Source organism: Isoptericola sp. NPDC019482, from assembly GCF_040632295.1.
Taxonomy (GTDB): domain Bacteria; phylum Actinomycetota; class Actinomycetes; order Actinomycetales; family Cellulomonadaceae; genus Isoptericola.
This window is the reverse complement of sequence record NZ_JBEYBQ010000030.1, coordinates 1-16604: the sequence shown is the minus strand read 5'-3', so window position 1 is coordinate 16604 and position 16604 is coordinate 1. Positions and strand designations below refer to the sequence as shown.

12 protein-coding genes and 1 pseudogene are annotated in these 16604 nt (G+C 76.1%); 7 read left to right on the top strand and 6 right to left on the bottom strand.

Annotation, left to right across the window (positions count from 1 at the left end; translation table 11 throughout):
• Positions 1 to 123 precede the first annotated feature (123 nt).
• Complete coding sequence (locus tag ABZ493_RS16810; protein ID WP_430583296.1) at positions 124 to 321, bottom strand: hypothetical protein; 198 nt, start codon at positions 319 to 321, stop codon at positions 124 to 126.
• A 148-nt stretch (positions 322 to 469) separates the two neighbouring features.
• Positions 470 to 2506 carry an ATP-dependent DNA helicase UvrD2 gene (locus ABZ493_RS16805; RefSeq protein WP_430583295.1) on the bottom strand — a complete coding sequence of 679 codons (2037 nt, stop codon included), beginning with the start codon at positions 2504 to 2506 and terminating at the stop codon, positions 470 to 472.
• 82 nt (positions 2507 to 2588) lie between these two features.
• On the opposite strand from ABZ493_RS16805, the gene ABZ493_RS16800 reads away from it, so the two are divergent.
• Positions 2589 to 2858 (top strand): mycoredoxin, encoded by a 270-nt coding sequence (locus ABZ493_RS16800; protein ID WP_430583294.1) that lies wholly within the window; start codon positions 2589 to 2591, stop codon positions 2856 to 2858.
• Between the two features lie 25 nt (positions 2859 to 2883).
• Here the strand turns inward: ABZ493_RS16800 and nudC are convergent, their stop codons facing one another.
• Positions 2884 to 3885: an NAD(+) diphosphatase gene (gene nudC, locus ABZ493_RS16795; RefSeq protein WP_430583293.1), complete on the bottom strand. Its 1002-nt coding sequence runs from the start codon at positions 3883 to 3885 to the stop codon at positions 2884 to 2886.
• Positions 3886 to 3993: 108 nt separating this feature from the next.
• On the opposite strand from nudC, the gene ABZ493_RS16790 reads away from it, so the two are divergent.
• The 3 genes from ABZ493_RS16790 (at position 3994) to cynS (ending at position 6443) form a co-directional block, all read left to right on the top strand.
• The gene (locus tag ABZ493_RS16790; protein ID WP_430583292.1) at positions 3994 to 4917 is read left to right on the top strand and encodes a macrolide 2'-phosphotransferase; all 924 of its coding nucleotides are present in this window, start codon (positions 3994 to 3996) and stop codon (positions 4915 to 4917) included.
• A 168-nt stretch (positions 4918 to 5085) separates the two neighbouring features.
• The gene (locus ABZ493_RS16785; protein ID WP_430583291.1) at positions 5086 to 5943 is read left to right on the top strand and encodes a formate/nitrite transporter family protein; all 858 of its coding nucleotides are present in this window, start codon (positions 5086 to 5088) and stop codon (positions 5941 to 5943) included.
• Between the two features lie 62 nt (positions 5944 to 6005).
• Positions 6006 to 6443, top strand: a complete 438-nt coding sequence (gene cynS, locus ABZ493_RS16780) for a cyanase (RefSeq protein WP_430583290.1) — start codon at positions 6006 to 6008, stop codon at positions 6441 to 6443.
• A gap of 13 nt (positions 6444 to 6456) precedes the next feature.
• On the opposite strand, the gene ABZ493_RS16775 is transcribed toward cynS, so the two are convergent.
• A complete protein-coding gene (locus ABZ493_RS16775) occupies positions 6457 to 10215 on the bottom strand; it encodes a UvrD-helicase domain-containing protein (protein WP_430583289.1) in 3759 nt (1252 codons plus the stop codon).
• A complete protein-coding gene (locus ABZ493_RS16770) occupies positions 10212 to 13691 on the bottom strand; it encodes a PD-(D/E)XK nuclease family protein (RefSeq protein WP_430583288.1) in 3480 nt (1159 codons plus the stop codon). Before ABZ493_RS16770 ends, ABZ493_RS16775 begins: the two co-directional genes overlap by 4 nt.
• A gap of 224 nt (positions 13692 to 13915) precedes the next feature.
• Between ABZ493_RS16770 and ABZ493_RS16765 the strand changes: the two genes are divergently transcribed.
• Positions 13916 to 14140, top strand: coding sequence for a DUF3107 domain-containing protein (locus ABZ493_RS16765; RefSeq protein WP_430583287.1), 225 nt, complete (start codon positions 13916 to 13918; stop codon positions 14138 to 14140).
• Positions 14141 to 14146: 6 nt separating this feature from the next.
• Here the strand turns inward: ABZ493_RS16765 and ABZ493_RS16760 are convergent, their stop codons facing one another.
• The gene (locus ABZ493_RS16760; protein WP_430583286.1) at positions 14147 to 14821 is read right to left on the bottom strand and encodes a ferritin-like fold-containing protein; all 675 of its coding nucleotides are present in this window, start codon (positions 14819 to 14821) and stop codon (positions 14147 to 14149) included.
• Positions 14822 to 15184: 363 nt separating this feature from the next.
• Between ABZ493_RS16760 and ABZ493_RS16755 the strand changes: the two are divergent.
• Both ABZ493_RS16755 and ABZ493_RS16750 read left to right on the top strand, forming a co-directional pair.
• Positions 15185 to 16486: pseudogene (locus ABZ493_RS16755) on the top strand (DEAD/DEAH box helicase); the annotation flags it as partial.
• Positions 16487 to 16499: 13 nt separating this feature from the next.
• Positions 16500 to 16604: M48 family metalloprotease (locus tag ABZ493_RS16750; RefSeq protein WP_430583330.1), on the top strand; the 105-nt coding region annotated here is incomplete at its 3' end.

Sequence of the window (16604 nt, the reverse complement as noted above, 5' to 3'; positions counted from 1 at the left end):
GCTCTCGGACCTCCACCTCTCGGCAGACGCCACTCCGTCTGGGACTCTCCGAGCATAGACGGCCTCGCCCGGGCCGCCACATCTTTTTTCGACTTTTTCTTCGCCGAGTTTTTCAGGGCCCGTTCAGGCCCCCGCCGACGTCGCCGCCTCGAGCGGACCGACGACCCTCAGGTCGCCCAGGCAGCCCTCCACCGCCGCCGCCACGCCCGCGTCGTCCAGACCGTCAGGAACCGCACGGACCTGCAGCCCGCCGTCGCCGCGGCCCGCGTCGAACCCCTCGTCGACGAGGCATTCCACCTGGACCTGCTGCAGGTCCTGCACCTCCGCCTTGGTGATCAGCCCGTCCTCGCGGATCGCCGTGCCGCGGTCGGTCGTGACCCGCTCGAGCGCCTCGGCGAAGCCCTCGGGCAGCTCGTGCGCGGCGTGGCCACCTTCGGGGCGGGTACGGGATGTGCCGTACCCCTGCGAGTCAGTCCGCCTGCTCCGCCACGATCGCGAGGATGGTCTGCCCGTACCGGTCGATCTTGGCGGGGCCGACCCCGTTGACGCGCGCGAGCTGCGCCACCGACGTCGGCTTGAGCTCCGCGATCGCCGCCAGCGTGGCGTCCCCCAGCACGGTGAACGCCGGCTTGTCCGTCTCGCGCGCCACCGACAGCCGCCACTCGCGCAGCGCGTCGAACAGGGCCACGTCGTGCTCGCCGGTGAGCTGCTGGCGTGCCTGGCCCCGCACCGCGCGACCGCGTCCGCGCCGGTCCGCCGGGTCGTCCGGCCACAGCCCGTCGAGGAAGCGGGTGCGCTTGCGCGTGGCCCGACCGCCCGGGTTGCGCGACCGCGCGAACGACAGCTCCAGGTGCTCCCGGGCGCGGGTGATCCCCACGTACAGGAGGCGGCGCTCCTCCGCGACCGCCTCGTCGGTCTCCGCCAGCGAGATCGGCATGAGGCCCTCGCTCACCCCCGCGAGGAAGACGGCGTCCCACTCGAGGCCCTTCGCCGCGTGCAGCGACGCCAGCGTCACGCCCTCCACGGTGGGCGCGTGCTGCGCGGAGGCCCGCTCCTCCAGCTCGCCGACGAGTGTCGCCATCGTGGCCGGCGCGTCCTCGGGCGCCGCGGACGCGACGTCGTCGGCCAGCCCGACGAGCGCCTGCATCGCCTCCCACCGCTCGCGCGCGGCGCCCCGGGTTGCGGGCGGCCGCTCCGTCCACCCGGCGGTGGTGAGCACGTCGCGCACCTGCTCGGGCATCGGCTGGTCGGGGTCGGCCGACCGCGCCGCGCCGCGTAGCAGGACGATCGCGTCGCGCACCTCCTTGCGCTGGAAGAACCGCTCGCCCCCGCGGACGAGATAGCTGATCCCGGCGTCCGCGAGCGCCGACTCGAACGCCGCCGACTGCGCGTTGGTGCGGTACAGCACCGCGATCTCGCTGGGCCGCACCCCGGACGCGATCAGCCGCCCCGCGCGGGCCGCGATCCCCGTGGCCTCCGCGTCGTCGTCGTCGTACGCCGTGAAGCTCGCGGGCGGGCCCGCCGGCCGCTGCGCCACCAGCTCCAGCGCCCCGGGGACCCGGCCGCGGCGCAGCACCTGGTTCGCGAGGTGCACGACCTGCGGCGTGGAGCGGTAGTCGCGCACCAGCCGGACCACCTGGGCCTCGGAGTAGGTCCGCGTGAAGTCGAGCAGGTAGTGCGGCGTCGCGCCCGTGAAGGAGTAGATGGTCTGCGAGGGGTCGCCCACCACGCAGAGCTCCTTGCGGTCGCCCAGCCACTGGTCGAGCAGGAACTGCTGCAGCGGGGAGACGTCCTGGTACTCGTCGACGACGAAGTGCCGGTACTGCGAGCGGACCTCGTCGGCCACCTGCCGGTGGGAGTTGAGCATGTCCGCGAGCATCAGCAGGACGTCCTCGAAGTCGATGACGCCGCGCTCGGTCTTGACGTCCTCGTACGCCGTGATGAGGCGGGCGACCGTCTGATGGTCGTAGCCCGACGGCGCGGGGCGGTCGTCGACGAGCGCCGCCTTGACGTAGTCCTCCGCCGTGACGAGCGACACCTTGGCCCACTCGACCTCGGACGACAGGTCGCGCACGGCGACCCGGTCGACGCTCACGCCGACGCGGCGCGCGGCCTCGGCCACGGCCGGGGCCTTGTGCTCGAGGATCCGCGGCGGCGCGCCGCCCACGACCCGCGGCCAGAAGTAGCCGAGCTGGCGCAGGGCCGCCGCGTGGAAGGTGCGCGCCTGCACCCCCACCACGCCCAGGTCGCGCAGCCGGGTACGCATCTCCCCCGCCGCCCGGGCCGTGAAGGTCACCGCGAGCACCGACGTCGGCTTGTACGTGCCGGTGCGCACCCCGTAGGCGATGCGGTGCGTGATCGCCCTCGTCTTGCCCGTGCCCGCGCCGGCGAGCACGCACACCGGCCCGGTGAGGGCCAGCGCCACGTCCCGCTGCTCGGGGTCGAGGGCGTCGAGGATCGCGTCGGGATGAAGCGGGGCGCTCGGGGAGTTGGTGGTGGTCGACATCGTCTGCGATTCTCGCAGCCGTCGCCGACACGCCGCTCCCGTCGTCCCCAGGCGCACGCGGCACCCCGATCAGGAGGACCCGATGACCACCGCCACCCCGCAGCTCCCCGAACCGGGCACCGTCACGATGTACTCGACCGCGTGGTGCGGGTACTGCCGCCGGCTGCGCACCCAGCTCGACTCCGAGGGCATCGGGTACACGGTGATCGACATCGAGGAGCAGCCGGGGACGGCGGAGTTCGTGGAGCAGGTCAACGGCGGCAACCGCACCGTCCCGACCGTCCTCTTCCCCGACGGCACCGCCGCGACCAACCCGTCGCTGCTGGACGTGAGGTCGCGCCTGGCGGCCTGACGCCGCCGCGTCAGACGCCTGCCGGTCAGCCGGGCAGCTCCTCCCCGAACCACTCCTCCACGAGGGCCCGGGCGATCGACGGCCGGCCCGGCAGGCCCACCTCGCCGGCGCGCACGCCCGCGGCCAGCTCGTCGCGGGTGAACCAGCGCGCGGCGGTCACCTCCGCGCCGTCCACCTCGACGTCGGTCGCCACGGCCCGCGCCCGGAACCCGAGCACGAGCGACGCGGGGAACGGCCACGGCTGGCTGCCGCGGTAGACGACGTCTCCGGGCCCGTCGCCGATGACGACCGACGTCTCCTCGGCGACCTCGCGGCGCACCGCCTGCTCCAGCCCCTCCCCCGGCTCCACGTAGCCGGCGAGCGTCGAGTAGCGGCCCTCCGGCCAGTGCGCGGCGTGGCCGAGCAGCAGCCGGTCGGCGTCGTCGACGACCGCCATGATCACCGCCGGGTCCGTGCGCGGGTAGATCTCGACGTCCTGCGTGACACAGCGACGCACCCAGCCCGCCTGCTCGACGACGGTCGGCTCGCCGCACCGCGGGCAGCGCTCGTGCGACGCGTGCCACGCGGCCAGGGCCACCGCCTCCGCGGCGAGCGCGTCCCCGCGCCGCCCGCCCAGCTCGCGCAGCCCGGCCCAGCGGTGCTCCCGCGCCAGCCGCGGCGCCGGCGCCGCCGGGGAGACCCCCTCGATCCCCACCGCGTCGGAGTCCGCCTCGTCGGGCAGCACCAGGCCGAGCAGCCCCGCGCCGTCCTGCTCGCCGAGGAACAGCCAGCGATGGCCCGGCACGTGCGCGTCCGGACGGTCGGCCCGCTCCGGCTCCGCCGGGAGGCCGTCGGTGTCCGCGAGGTCGACGAGGACGAGGTCGCCCGCTTCGTCGACGGCCACCCGGCCCCGCAGCACCAGGACGACGCGGGTGGCGGGGTCGGCCAGCAGCCGCGGGACCAGCCCGGGTTCGCCGCGGCGTTCGGCCGCCCGGTCGTGGGTGGCGCGGGTGTAGGAGAGGTCCGGGATCGCGAAGGGGGTCGTCACGCCTCGACGGTACCCGCGGCGGCCGCGCCCGAGCGCCGGGCGGGACGACGGCGGACACGCGCGCCGCGGTGCTCCCGGGCACGCCCCGGCACCGTCTACGGTGGGCGGGTGCCACGCAGTCCGCTCGCCCTCGCCGCCCTCGCGACGGCCGCCGTCCCGGGCCTGGACGCCCGCTCGGTCCGCCCCGAGGAGCTCCCGGGCGACTACGACGTCGCCGTCGTCACGGCCGACGACGGCGTCGACTGGCTCGTGCGCGCGCCCCGCACCACCATGGCCGGCGCCGCCCTCGAGGCCGAGACCGAGCTTCTCGAGGCGCTCCACCTGTACGTCGACGCCGGCGTGCTGCCCTTCACCGTGCCGCAGGTGGCAGGCTTCGCCCTGCTGCCCGAGGGCGGGCGCGCCGTCGTGCATCGGCACGTGACGGGCACGGCCCTCGACCTCGACGCCCTGCGCCCCGGGCCGGGCCTCGCCGCCGACCTGGGCCGCACGCTCGCCGCGGTGCACGAGCTGCCCGCGTCGGTCGTGGAGTCCTGCGGGCTGCCGTCGTACACCGCCGCCGAGTACCGCGAGCGCCGCCTCGTCGAGCTCGACGAAGCAGCCGCGACCGGCAAGGTGCCGCCCACGCTGCTGCGGCGGTGGGAGGCCGCCCTCGAGGACGTGGCGCTGTGGCGGTTCCAGCCCGTCGTCGTGCACGGCGACCTCGCCACCGACCAGATGCTCGTCACCGGGGGCCGCGTCACCGCGATCAGCGGCTGGTCCGACGCCCGCGTGGCCGACCCGGCCGACGACCTCGCCTGGCTGCTCGTCGCCGCCCCGCCGGACGCCGTGGACTCGATCATGGAGGCCTACCAGCTGCGGCGCACCGAGCTGCACGACGCGCGTCTCGTCGACCGCGCGCTGCTCGTGGGCGAGCTGGCCCTGGCCCGCTGGCTCCTGCACGGCGTCCGCCGCGGCCTGGACGACGTCGTCGCCGACGCCGAGGCGATGCTGGCCGACCTGGACGAGGCCACCCGCGAGGACGCCCCCGCCTGATCCGGCCTCACCGGCCCCCGCGCGCCGCTGCGAGGTCGAGGAAACCGCGGGCACATCGCCCCCGGCCGAGCCGAAACACGACCTGAACATCCCGGCGACGTGGGCACAACCTCCGGCGACGAGACTCGGCGGCACACCAGCGCCTCCACTCCCGCCGAAGGGTCCGCCATGTCGTACGTGATGCCGCAGGACTTCGTCTCGCAGATGATCGCCACCGGCGAGAAGAAGCTGTTCATGTCCACCCGGGACACCCTCATCCGCTCGTTCATGGGCGGGGCCATCCTCGCGCTGGCCGCCGCCATGGCGGTGACCATCTCGACGAACACCGGCAACCCGCTGCTCGGGGCCGTGTTCTTCCCGATCGGCTTCATCATGCTGTACCTGATGGGCTTCGACCTGCTCACCGGCGTCTTCACGCTGGTGCCGTTCGCCGTCATCGCCCGCCGTCCCGGAGCCACCTGGGCCGGCATGTGGCGCAACTGGGGCCTCGTGTTCTGCGGCAACTTCGCCGGCGCGTTCATGGTGGCCGTGCTCATGGCGATCACCTTCACCTACGGGTTCTCCACGCCGCCCAACGAGATCGGGCAGGCCATCGGGCACATCGGCGAGGGGCGCACCGTCGGGTACGCCGACCACGGCGCCGCCGGCATGCTCACGCTGTTCGTGCGCGGCGTGCTGTGCAACTGGATGGTCTCCACGGGCGTCGTCGCGTTCCTCATGTCGAAGGACACGATCAGCAAGGCCGTCGTGATGTGGATGCCCGTGTTCCTGTTCTTCTACATGGGCTTCGAGCACTCCGTGGTGAACATGTTCCTGTTCCCCTCGGGCCTGCTGCTCGGCGGCGACTTCACCGTCATGGACTACCTGGTCTGGAACGAGATCCCGACCGTGCTCGGCAACCTCGTCGGCGGCCTGACGTTCGTCGGCCTGCCCCTGTACCTCACGCACTACCGCACCCGGCCCGAGCGTCGTCGGCCCGCGCCCGCGGCCGTCGCCGAGGAGCGCGTGGCCACGCCGGTCGGCTGACCGCGCTCCACGCACCGCCCGCACCGAGATCACCCGACGAAGGGACACCCGTGGACCCGATCATGACCAAGGCCGCCGCGGCCGAGCAGGTCGTCACCGCCCGCCTGCGCTCCGGCCTCACCTGGCAGGAGATCGCCGACAAGGTCGGCGCCCCGGTCGTCTGGACGACGGCCGCCCTGCTCGGCAACCACCCGATGACGGCGGACCAGGCGTCCGCGGCGTGCACGCTCCTCGGCCTGGGCGAGGACGTCGCCGAGGCCCTGCGGCTGCAGCCCTACCGCGTGCGTGACGAGGCGGTGCTCACCGACCCGACGATCTACCGCTTCACCGAGGCGCTGGCCGTGTACGGGCCGGCGCTCAAGGAGCTCATCCACGAGGAGTTCGGCGACGGCATCATGTCGGCGATCAACTTCCAGGTGGACATCGCCCGCCGTCCGCACCCGGACGGCGACCGGGTGGTCGTGACCCTCGACGGGAAGTTCCTCGACTACCGCTGGTGACGACCGCCCGCCGCTACCGCGCGCCGCGCACCAGCGCCTCCAGCTCGGCCTCGTCGAGCAGGCGGCGGGGGCGCACGGTGGTGCCGCTCGCGACGTAGACGAACGCGGCGGACACCCTGTCGACCGGCAGCCCCGTGTAGCGGGACCACGCGAGCCGGTAGACGGCGAGCTGCACCTCGCGGGCCGAGCGCGCGGCCGCGTCGCGCGGCTCGTGCCCGGTCTTCCAGTCCACGACGACGACGGCCGGCGCCTCGCCCTCCCCGGGGGGCGGGGCGCCCGGGTCGGGGAAGACTGCGTCGATCCGGCTGCGGAGCATGACGCCGCCCACGGGCGTCTCGACGTCCACCTCGACCGCGAGCGGCGTGCGGGACGCCCACTCCGACTCCGTGAAGCGCTGGCGCAGCGTCTCCAGGTCGACGTCGGGGGCGATCTCGCCGTCCTCCGCGCCGGGCAGGTCGTCGACGTCGACCAGGGACGACGACGTGAAGAACCGCTCCACCCACTCGTGGAAGTGCGTGCCGCGGCGGGCGTGCACCGTGGGCTCCTGCGGCACCGGGCGGCGCAGCTGGAGCGCGAAGCCGTCTCGGTCCCCGGCGAGCCGCACCAGGCCCGACGCCGACACGTGCGCCGGCATCTCGACCTGCCGCGCCCCGCGCTCGCCGCGCTCCGTGAGCAACGTGCGGGCCAGGAGCACCAGGTCGCGCCCCGACGCGTCGCGCAGCACGCCGGTCGGGGCGCCGCCCTCCGGCCTCGCAGGGTCGTGCCGCGCCGCCTCGACCCGGGCCGCCGACGCGCGCAGCACGTCGCGCGGCGTCGGGTCCGTTTCGCCGCCCGGTCCGGGCCGTGCGTCCGCCGCCGGATCGGGCTCGGCGTCGTCCGCCGACCCCGTCGCCGACCCTGTGGACCGTTCGGGCGGGGGCCACGGCGCGGCGTGCTCCACGGCGTCGCGCGGGTTGCCCGCCGCGGGGTCGGGCTGGCCCGCCCAGCCGCCGGCGTCGACCACCCCGGCCTCGACGAGCTCCGCGAGGAACGGCGAGACGCGCCGCGGGGTGCTGCCGGTGCCCCACCAGTGCCCGGTGAGAAAGAGCTCCCGGCGGGCACGCGTGAACGCGACGTAGGCGAGCCGCCGCTCCTCGGCGAGGCGGTGCGCGCCGCTGTCCGCGCGGAACTGGTCGCGCCGGGCGGCGAGGTCCTTGGTGTCGGCGGCCTCCGCCCAGCTGAACTCGGGCAGGTCGGGCGCGTCGCCGCGCAGGTGGTACGGCAGGGCGGAGACGTCGGTGAGCCAGCCGCCGTCCAGGCGCCCCTGCGACGACTCGGCCTGGCTGGGGAACACCCCGTCGACGAGTCCGGGCACCGCGACGACGTCCCACTCCAGGCCCTTCGCCGCGTGCGCCGTGATGACCTGGACGGCGTCCGGGTCTGGCTCGCGGACCGGCATGTCGAGGCCGCGCTCCTGGTCGCCGGCGACACCGAGCCAGGCGAGGAACGCGCCGAGGGTCGCGACGTCGGCGGACTGCGCGAAGCTCGCGGCGACGTCGCGGAACGCGTCGAGGTGCTCCCGCCCGCGCAGGCTCACGCCGGCGGCCGCCCCGCCGCCGGGGCCGTTCCCGACGCCGACGACCGGGGTGAGCGTGTCCGCGAGCACCTGCGCCGTGGCGACCTCGACGTCGAGGCCGAGCGCGCGCTCGGCCGCCACCACGAGCTCCGGCAGGGAGAGGTAGGTGAGGCCCCGCAGCTCGCGCAGCAGGCGGGCCAGGGCGGCCAGCCGGCCGTGGCCCGCGGCGGACAGGATGCGCCCGTCTCGGGCGGCCCGGCCCGGCGCCGGCAGGTCGTCGAGCGCGTCGACGATCGAGCGGTGGTCCACGACGTCGCCCTCGACGACCACGGGCGCGTCGCCGTCGTCCTCCCCCGGCGCCTCCTCCCGTGCGGCGGCATGATCGACCGGCCGGGCGCCGTCGGCCCGCGCCAGGTCGGACGCCCACGAGCCGAGGGCGTGCAGGTCGGCAGCGCCGAGGTTGACCCGCGGCCCGGTGAGCAGCCGCAGCAGCGAGTCGCCCCGCGACGGGTCGTGCACGGCTTCGAGCAACGCGACGACGTCCACCACCTCCGGCGTGGACAGCAGGCCGCCCAGACCGACGACCTCGACGGGCAGGCCGCGGCGCCGCAGCGCGACCTCGACCGCCGCGAACTGCGACCGCGCCCGGCAGAGCACCGCGGCCGTCACGCGGTCGGAGCCGTCGCGACGGGTCGCGCGGCGCCAGCGTGCCGCGACGAACTCCGCGGCCGCCTCCGCCTCCTCGTCGCTCGTCGCGGCGACGTGCGCGCGCACGACGCCCGCCCCCGCGCCGGGACGCAGGTCGAGCGGCGGCACGTCCACGCCCGCGCCGGTGTGCCGCGCGCGCTCGCGCAGCGGCGCCGCGGCGACGTTCGCGGCCGCCAGCACGGCCGCGTCGTTGCGCCACGACGTGCTCAGGAAGCGCACGGCCGCCGGCGCGCCGGCGCGGGTCCGGAACCGCTCGCCGAAGCGGGCCAGCCCCGACGCCGAGGCACCCCGCCAGCCGTAGATCGACTGGTGCGGGTCGCCCACGGCGGTCACGGCGTGCCCGCCGCCGAACAGCCCCGCCAGCAGCTCCACCTGGGCGTACGACGTGTCCTGGTACTCGTCGAGCAGCACCACGGGGAACCGGGAGCGCTCCGTCGCGCCGACCGCGGGCACCGACCGTGCGAGCTCCGCCGCGAACGCGATCTGGTCGCCGAAGTCGAGCGAGTCCGCGACGCGCTTGCGGCGCCGGTACTCCGCGACGAGGTCGAGCAGGCGGGTGCGTTCCGCCACCGAGTCGATCAGACCCTGGATCTCCTTGGTCCGCTTCTTCTGGCGCGGGCCGAGCGGCAGCGCGTCCAGCCGGGCGACGACGTCGGTCAGCGCGTCGCGCGCCTCGTCCACGGGCAGGAGGTGCTCGCCGAGCTCGCCCGACAGCGCCAGGACGGCGCCGGTGACGGTGCTCACCGCCTTGTCGGTGCCGAGGTCGTCGGCCCACGACTCCACGACCTGCGCCGCGAGCTGCCACTGGTTCGCCTCGCCCAGCAGGCGGGAGCCCGGCTCGATGCCGAGCCGCAGCCCGTGGTCGGCCACCAGGGACGCCGCGTACGCGTTGTAGGTCGCGACCGTCGGCCGGGCGAGCAGGTCGAGCCCCGACGTCGCGCGGCCCTGGGCGCGGGCGAGCTGCGCGAGACGGGACTGCACGCGCTGGGTGAGCTCTGCCGCCGCCTTGCGCGTGAACGTCAGCCCGAGCACCTCCTCGGGCGCCACGAGCTCGTTGGCGATGAGCCAGACCACGCGCGCCGCCATCGTCTCCGTCTTGCCAGACCCGGCGCCCGCGACGACGAGCACCGGCTCCAGCGGCGCCTCGATGACCGCGACCTGCTCGTCGGTGGGCGACGGGCGCCCCAGCAGCTCCGCGATGTCGCGCGCGGACAGCCGCGGCTCCGCGGGCCGCGGCGCGCCGGGACCGCCGTCGGCCGCTGCGCCGCCGAGGAGAGCGGCATCGTCGAACAGCACGGCGTCGTCGAACAGCACGGCGTCCGGGGAGGCGGCGCCGACGCCCCCGGAACCGAGGCCTGCCAGCTCCGGGAACCCGAGGTCGGCCTCGCGACCCGGCTCGCCGAGCGCGGCCCACGTCTCGTCCGCGAAAGTCCCGGCGAGGTCGTCGCCGTCGGGGCCGCCGCGCCGCGGCTCGGGCACGGCCGGCCCGGTGCTGCCGTCGCCGGTCACTCGATCACGTTCCTTCCCTCGGGCTGCACCGGGCACGACCGGCGCACCGGGCACATCGGGCACAGGTCGTTCTCGTGCGCGGTGAAGCGGCCCGCCGCCATCGTGTCGGCGGCGCTCTCCACCAGCGCCCGCGCCCAGCTCGACCCGTCCTCGCCGACCTGGAGCGCGGGCTGGTCGCGCAGCGTCGGCCCCACGGTCGGCGTCCCGACGTACACGAGGCGCGCGCCCGCGCTGGACGTGCCGGGCGGCAGGTCGAGGGCACCCTCGGACACTGCGAGCTGGTACGCGCCGAGCTGCGGGTGCTCGGTGGCCTTCGCCCGGGCGGGCGCGCTGCGGCCGGTCTTGAGGTCGGCCACGGCCACGCCGTCGTCGCCCGCGTCCTCGACCCGGTCGATCTTGCCGCGCAGCCGCGCCCGGCCCACCGTGAGGTCGAAGTCCGGCTCCACGAGCAGCGGGTCGCCCGCCTCCGCGTAGTAGGCGGCGAGGCGCTCGATCATCCGCTCGGCCCGGTTCCGCAGCTGCCGCGCGGGCCACCCGTCGGGCAGCGCGAGCTCGGGCCAGCGGCGGTCGAGCTCGGCGCGCAGCGCCGTGAGCGAGGCCTTCGGGAGGTCCTCCGCGATCGCGTGGACCAGCGTGCCGAGCGTCTGGTGCGTGGCGTCGGGCGCCGTGGCCCCCGCCGACTCGAACGCCCACTTCAGGGCGCACGTGCTCACCGTCTCCACCTTGGACGGCGAGACCGTCACGACGTCGTCCGGCCCCCACAGCGGCGCCTCGCTCGACGTCGTCGCCACCCCGTACCAGGTGCGCGGGTCGGCCTCCGCGACCCCTACGTCGGCCAGGTCCGCCAGCAGCGCGGCGGCGACGCCGGCCGGCCCGTCCGGTCGCCCGTCGTCCGGGACGTCCGGGCTCGGGTGGCCGGCCTCGCGCACCAGCGTCGCGCGCGCCTCGGCCACGACGCCGCGCAGGTCGAGCGGCGGGCCCACGGTCACGCGCCGCGGGTCCGGCCCGTCCGCGTCGGTGCGGTCGCCGTCGGGCGGCGCGACGAGGTCGAGGAACACCGACGGAGCGTCCTCGGCGTCCTCGACCGCGGTCACCACCAGCCGGCGCCGCGCCCGCGACGTCGCGACGGCGAACGCCCGCAGCTCGTCCGCGAGCACCTGGCGGCGGGCCTCGGGCCCCATGCCGTGGGCGTCGTCGGACCGGCCGGCGAGCAGCTCGACGAGCGCCTGCGAGCCCAGCAGCGAGTCACGCAGCCGCAGGTCCGGCCACACGCCGTCCTGCACGCCCACGACCACGACGACGTCCCACTCGCGCCCCGCCGCGCCCGCCGGGGTGAGCGCCTCGACCGCGTGCGCGCCCACGGCGGACGCGGCCAGGGAGTCGGCGGGCAGGTCCTGCGACGCGAGGTAGTCGACGAAGGCGGCGACGGGTGCGCCGGGCATGCGGTCCACGTAGGTCTCCGCGGCGCGGAACAGGGCGAGGACGGCGTCCAGGTCGCGGTCCGCGCGCGCCCCGGCGGGGCCGCCCGCCAACGCCTGGTCGCGCCACCGGTCCGCGAGCCCGGTGGCCGCCCACACCGCCCACAGCACGGTCTGCGCCGTGGCACCCGGCTCGCCGGCCGCCGCCCGGCCCGCGGCCAGCACCCGCGCGACGGCGACCGGGCCGCGTCGCACCGGCGCCGCGAGGGTCTCCGCCCGCGCCGGGTCGTCCAGCACCTCGACGAGCAGCGCGTCCGACGACCGCCCGCCACCGCCCGACAGCTCCTCCGCCCGCAGCGCGCGTCGCAGGCGGCGCAGCGCCACGGCGTCGAGCCCGCCCACCGGCGAGGTGAGCAGCAGCGCCGCGGTCTCCGGGTCGAGCGCCGAGCCGACCCCGGGCTCCCCCAGCTCGTCCGCGATGAGCCGGTCGACGCCGCCGCCCGCGGCGCACACCCGCAGGGCCGCCAGCAGGGGCGACGCCGCAGGCTCGTCGCGCAGCGGCAGGTCGGAGCCGAGCAGCGCCACCGGCACCGACGCCGCGACGAGGTCGCGTCGCAGCGACGCCAGGCGGTCGCCGCTGCGTGCGACCACCGCCATCCGCTCCCACGGCGTGCCGTGCAGCAGGTGCTCCGCGCGCAGCTCCCGCGCCACGAACGCCGCCTCCTGCGCGGGGCCCGCGAGCACCGCGACCTGCACGCCGCCCGGGGTCTCTTCCGTGCCGCCGTCGCCCGCGGGGGCCTTCGCGCCCGCACGCCCCGGTCCCTCCGCCGTCGTGGCCGGGGCCGCCTCCGGCGAGAGCGCCGACGCGTCCCTGGACAGGTCCTCCGCTCCCCGCTCGCCGCCGACGTCAGCGGTGTCGACCGGCTCGGCCCGGTCGACCGCGGCCGGGCGCGGCCCGGCGCCACGATGCAGCGCGCCGGAGACGGTCGCGATGCGCGACGTGACGGCCCGCGTCACAGCCCGGAGCTCCTCCGGCTGGCGCCACGCCGTGCCCAGCACGACGGTGCGCGCGTCGAACGCGCCCACGACGCCGGCGCGCGCGGGCGCCGCCGCGCGACCGACCAGCCCGGGCGACGCGCCACGGAACCCCTGCACCGCCGAGTCCGGGTCCGCGAGCAGCACGAGCCGCGCGCCCGCGTCGTGCAGCACGTGCAGCAGGCGCGCCGTGGCGACGGTCGCCTCCTGGTAGTCGTCGACGACGACGAGGTCCCACGACGGCCGCGGCACGTCCGGCAGCTCGTCGTCCCAGCCCGCGAGGGCGTGCGCCGCCTCGTCGATCACTCCCGCCGGGTCGTACCGCGCGCCCGCGTCGGGGGTGCCGAGCCGCAGCGTCGTGACGTCCAGGTACTCCTCGTACAGCTGCGCCGCGAGCACCCACTCCGGTCGGTCGTGGCGCCGCCCCAGCTCGTCGAGGTCCACCGGGCCGAGCCCGCGCTCCGCCGCACGCATGAGCAGGTCGCGCAGCTCCTGCCGCAGCCCGCGCAGGCCGAGCGACTCCTCGGGCAGCCCCGGCGGAAGCGCGAGGTCGGTCCCCTCTCCCAAGAGATGCCCGTCGAGCAGCTCGGCCAGCACGAGGTCCTGCTCCGGGCCGGAGACCAGCGTGGGCGCCGCGTCACCGTGCGCCGCCGCGCGCGACCTCAGCACCGCGAACGCCGCCGACGCGGGCGTGCGCACCATCGGTGCCCCGACCGTCCGGCCCGCGCGCGCCGTCACCTCGTCGCGCAGCCGCGCCGCCGACCGGCGCGACGCCGCGAGCACCAGCACGCGCGACGGGTCGACACCCGCAGCGCCGTCGTCGTCGCACATCGCCCGCACCGCCACCGACGTCGCGACCGTCGTCCGCCCCGTCCCGGGCGCGCCGACCACGAGCGTGACGTCGCCCTCGAGGGCGGCCGCGACCGCGGCCTCCTGCGTCGCGTCCAGCACGACGTCGGCGCTCGCGACCTCGGCGGGCTCCGGCACCACGAGGCGCACGGCGGGAGGGGCTGCTGACGTCACGGGACCGATTCGACCATGCCCCACCGACAGCCCCACCGACGGCCGGTCCCGCGGGCCCGCGACGCGCCGGTTTCACCCTCCGCTGACAAACGCGCCCCGTGCCCGTCCCGGTGCCTGGCGGTGGCTAGGATCGACGGGACGTCCGGGTGACCGGGAACGACAGACGGCCGCACGGCCGACAGACGCGCGTCGGCACGACCGGCGCGGCTCGCGAAGGAGACAACGTGGAGATCACGATCGGTGTGCAGAACCTGGCCCGCGAGCTGGTCGTCGAGACCGACCAGACGGCGGAGGACGTGACCGCCGCGGTGCGCGGGGCGATCGCCGACGGCGGCGTCCTCGAGCTGACGGACTCGCGCGGCCGCACGATCCTGGTGCCGACCGCGACGATCGGGTACGTCGAGGTGGGCTCCACCGAGCAGCCGAGGGTCGGCTTCGGGGCCCTCTGACGCGCGTCAGGCCGCGAGACCCAGGCGGTCCATCCGGCGCGTGTGCTCGGCGGTGAGCCGCGAGACGAGCCACGCCTGCGCGGACGCGCCGCCGTCGTCGCTGGCCGCCCGAGCGCGGGCGGCCAGCGCGGCCAGCGGCGGGTGCGCCGCGAGCAGCACGGGGACGAGCCCCAGCGCCTCGCCGACGACGCGACGCCCCCACAGCGCCAGGCGAGAGGCGAGCACGCCGTCCGCCGCGGCGGCCCCTGCGAGCACGGCGGTCGCGGGGTCGTCGGTGCGCGGCTCGCCCACGGCGGCCACGAAGCCCGCCGCGCCGTCGGGCAGGCCCGCCGCGAGCTCGCGGCACAGGTCCTGCGCGACGCCGAGCCCGACGACGCTCTTGAGCAGGCCCTCCGCCCAGCCGGACGGGGTGGTGCGGGCGTCGAAGTCGGCCAGTGCGCCGTCGAACGGCGTCATCACCGCGGCCGAGCCTTCCGGCCCCGGCACGCCGACGAGGTCGAGCAGCCTCTGTTGGCGCTCCAGCGCCTCGCCCGCCGCGATCGCCAGCGTCTGCCGGGCGCCGAGGTCCGGAGCGTCGACCGACCGCGCCGCGAGCAGCCCGAACGCCGCCAGCCCCGTGTAGGCCGCGAGCCCCACGAGCGTCGTCAGGGCGGGGTCCGGGGTGCTCGGCTGCTGGTCCACGCGCCTCAGGATAAGGCGACCGGCCACGTCACACCCCGGCCGGGCACCCGTCGCGTACCATGGTCGTGTACTTCGGTTGCCCGGTCGTCACGCCATGGGTCTCAATCCACTGACTCGACCGCAGCGGCCCGGCGGGATCCCCGCCGAGCCTGAGCGACGTTCTTCCGCGATCGGCTGCCGACCACCTCGGCGCTCCTTGCGACCCGAACACGGCCCGTCGCCGGACCTCCGGCCCGATCGGGAGCCCGGTTCGCGTGCGCCGACGAGCAGACGAAGGTACCCGTGACCACGACCGAACCCGCCGCCACCGCGGCCCCCACGGCTCCCGCCACCGGCGAGCCCGACTACTCCACCCCCGCCGCCATCCAGGCGCAGGACGTCTCCTTCGCGGACTTCGGGGTGCGCCCCGAGATCGTCGAGGCCCTGCGCGAGTCCGGCATCACCCACCCGTTCCCCATCCAGGCGATGACGTTGCCGGTGGCCCTGCAGGGGCACGACATCATCGGCCAGGCGAAGACCGGCACGGGCAAGACCCTCGGCTTCGGCGTGCCGCTGCTGCACCGCGTCGTCGCGCCCGGCGAGCCCGGCTACGACGAGCTGCCCGCCCCCGGCAAGCCGCAGGCGATCGTCGTCGCGCCGACCCGCGAGCTCGCGGTGCAGGTCGCGAACGACCTCGCCACCGCCTCGAAGAAGCGCTCCGTGCGCATCGCGCAGATCTACGGCGGGCGCGCGTACGAGCCGCAGATCGACATGCTGAACAGCGGAGTTGAGGTCGTCGTCGGCACGCCGGGCCGCATGGTCGACCTGCTCAACCAGGGCCACCTCAACCTCACCCGCGCGGCCACGGTCGTGCTGGACGAGGCCGACGAGATGCTCGACCTGGGCTTCCTGCCCGACGTCGAGAAGATCCTCGCCCGCACGCCCGCGGTGCGGCACACCATGCTGTTCAGCGCGACGATGCCCGGCCCGGTCGTCTCGATGGCCCGCCGCTACATGTCGCAGCCCACGCACATCCGCGCGGCGGAGCCGGACGACGACGGCGCGACCGTGAAGAACACGCGCCAGGTCGTCTACCGCGCCCACGCGCTGGACAAGGTCGAGGTGCTCGCCCGCCTGCTGCAGGCCGAGGGCCGCGGCCGCACCATCGTGTTCGCCCGGACCAAGCGCACCGCGGCGAAGGTGTCCGACGAGCTGCGCGACCGCGGCTTCGCGGCCGGCGCCATCCACGGCGACCTCGGCCAGGGCGCGCGCGAGCAGGCCCTGCGCGCGTTCCGGCACGGCCACATCGACGTCCTCGTCGCGACGGACGTCGCGGCGCGCGGCATCGACGTCGACGACGTCACGCACGTCGTCAACTACCAGTGCCCCGAGGACGAGCGCACCTACCTGCACCGCATCGGCCGCACCGGCCGCGCGGGCAAGCAGGGCACCGCGGTGACGTTCGTCGACTGGGACGACGTGCCCCGCTGGCAGCTCATCGACCGCACCCTCAACCTCGGGTTCCCGGAGCCGGTCGAGACGTACTCGAGCTCGCCGCACCTCTTCTCCGACCTGGGCATCCCCGAGGGCACCAAGGGCCGCCTGCCGAAGAGCAAGCAGCAGCTGGGCGGCCTGGAGGCCGAGGAGCTCGAGGACCTCGGCGAGACGGGCAAGCGCCACAGCTCGTCCGGCGGTCAGCGTGACGGCCACGCTCGACGAGCGGGAGCTGCGCGGCGTGCTCGGGCACGAGCTGATGCACGTGTACAACCGCGACATCCTCACGTCGTCGGTGGCGTCCGCGATG

Excerpts from the sequence above, each read along its gene's own strand:
- ABZ493_RS16805 (WP_430583295.1), bottom strand. The coding sequence starts at position 2,506 with ATGTCGACCACCACCAACTCCCCGAGCGCCCCGCTTCATCCCGACGCG.
- ABZ493_RS16800 (WP_430583294.1), top strand. The coding sequence starts at position 2,589 with ATGACCACCGCCACCCCGCAGCTCCCCGAACCGGGCACCGTCACGATG.
- ABZ493_RS16785 (WP_430583291.1), top strand. The coding sequence starts at position 5,086 with ATGTCGTACGTGATGCCGCAGGACTTCGTCTCGCAGATGATCGCCACC.
- cynS (WP_430583290.1), top strand. The coding sequence starts at position 6,006 with ATGACCAAGGCCGCCGCGGCCGAGCAGGTCGTCACCGCCCGCCTGCGC.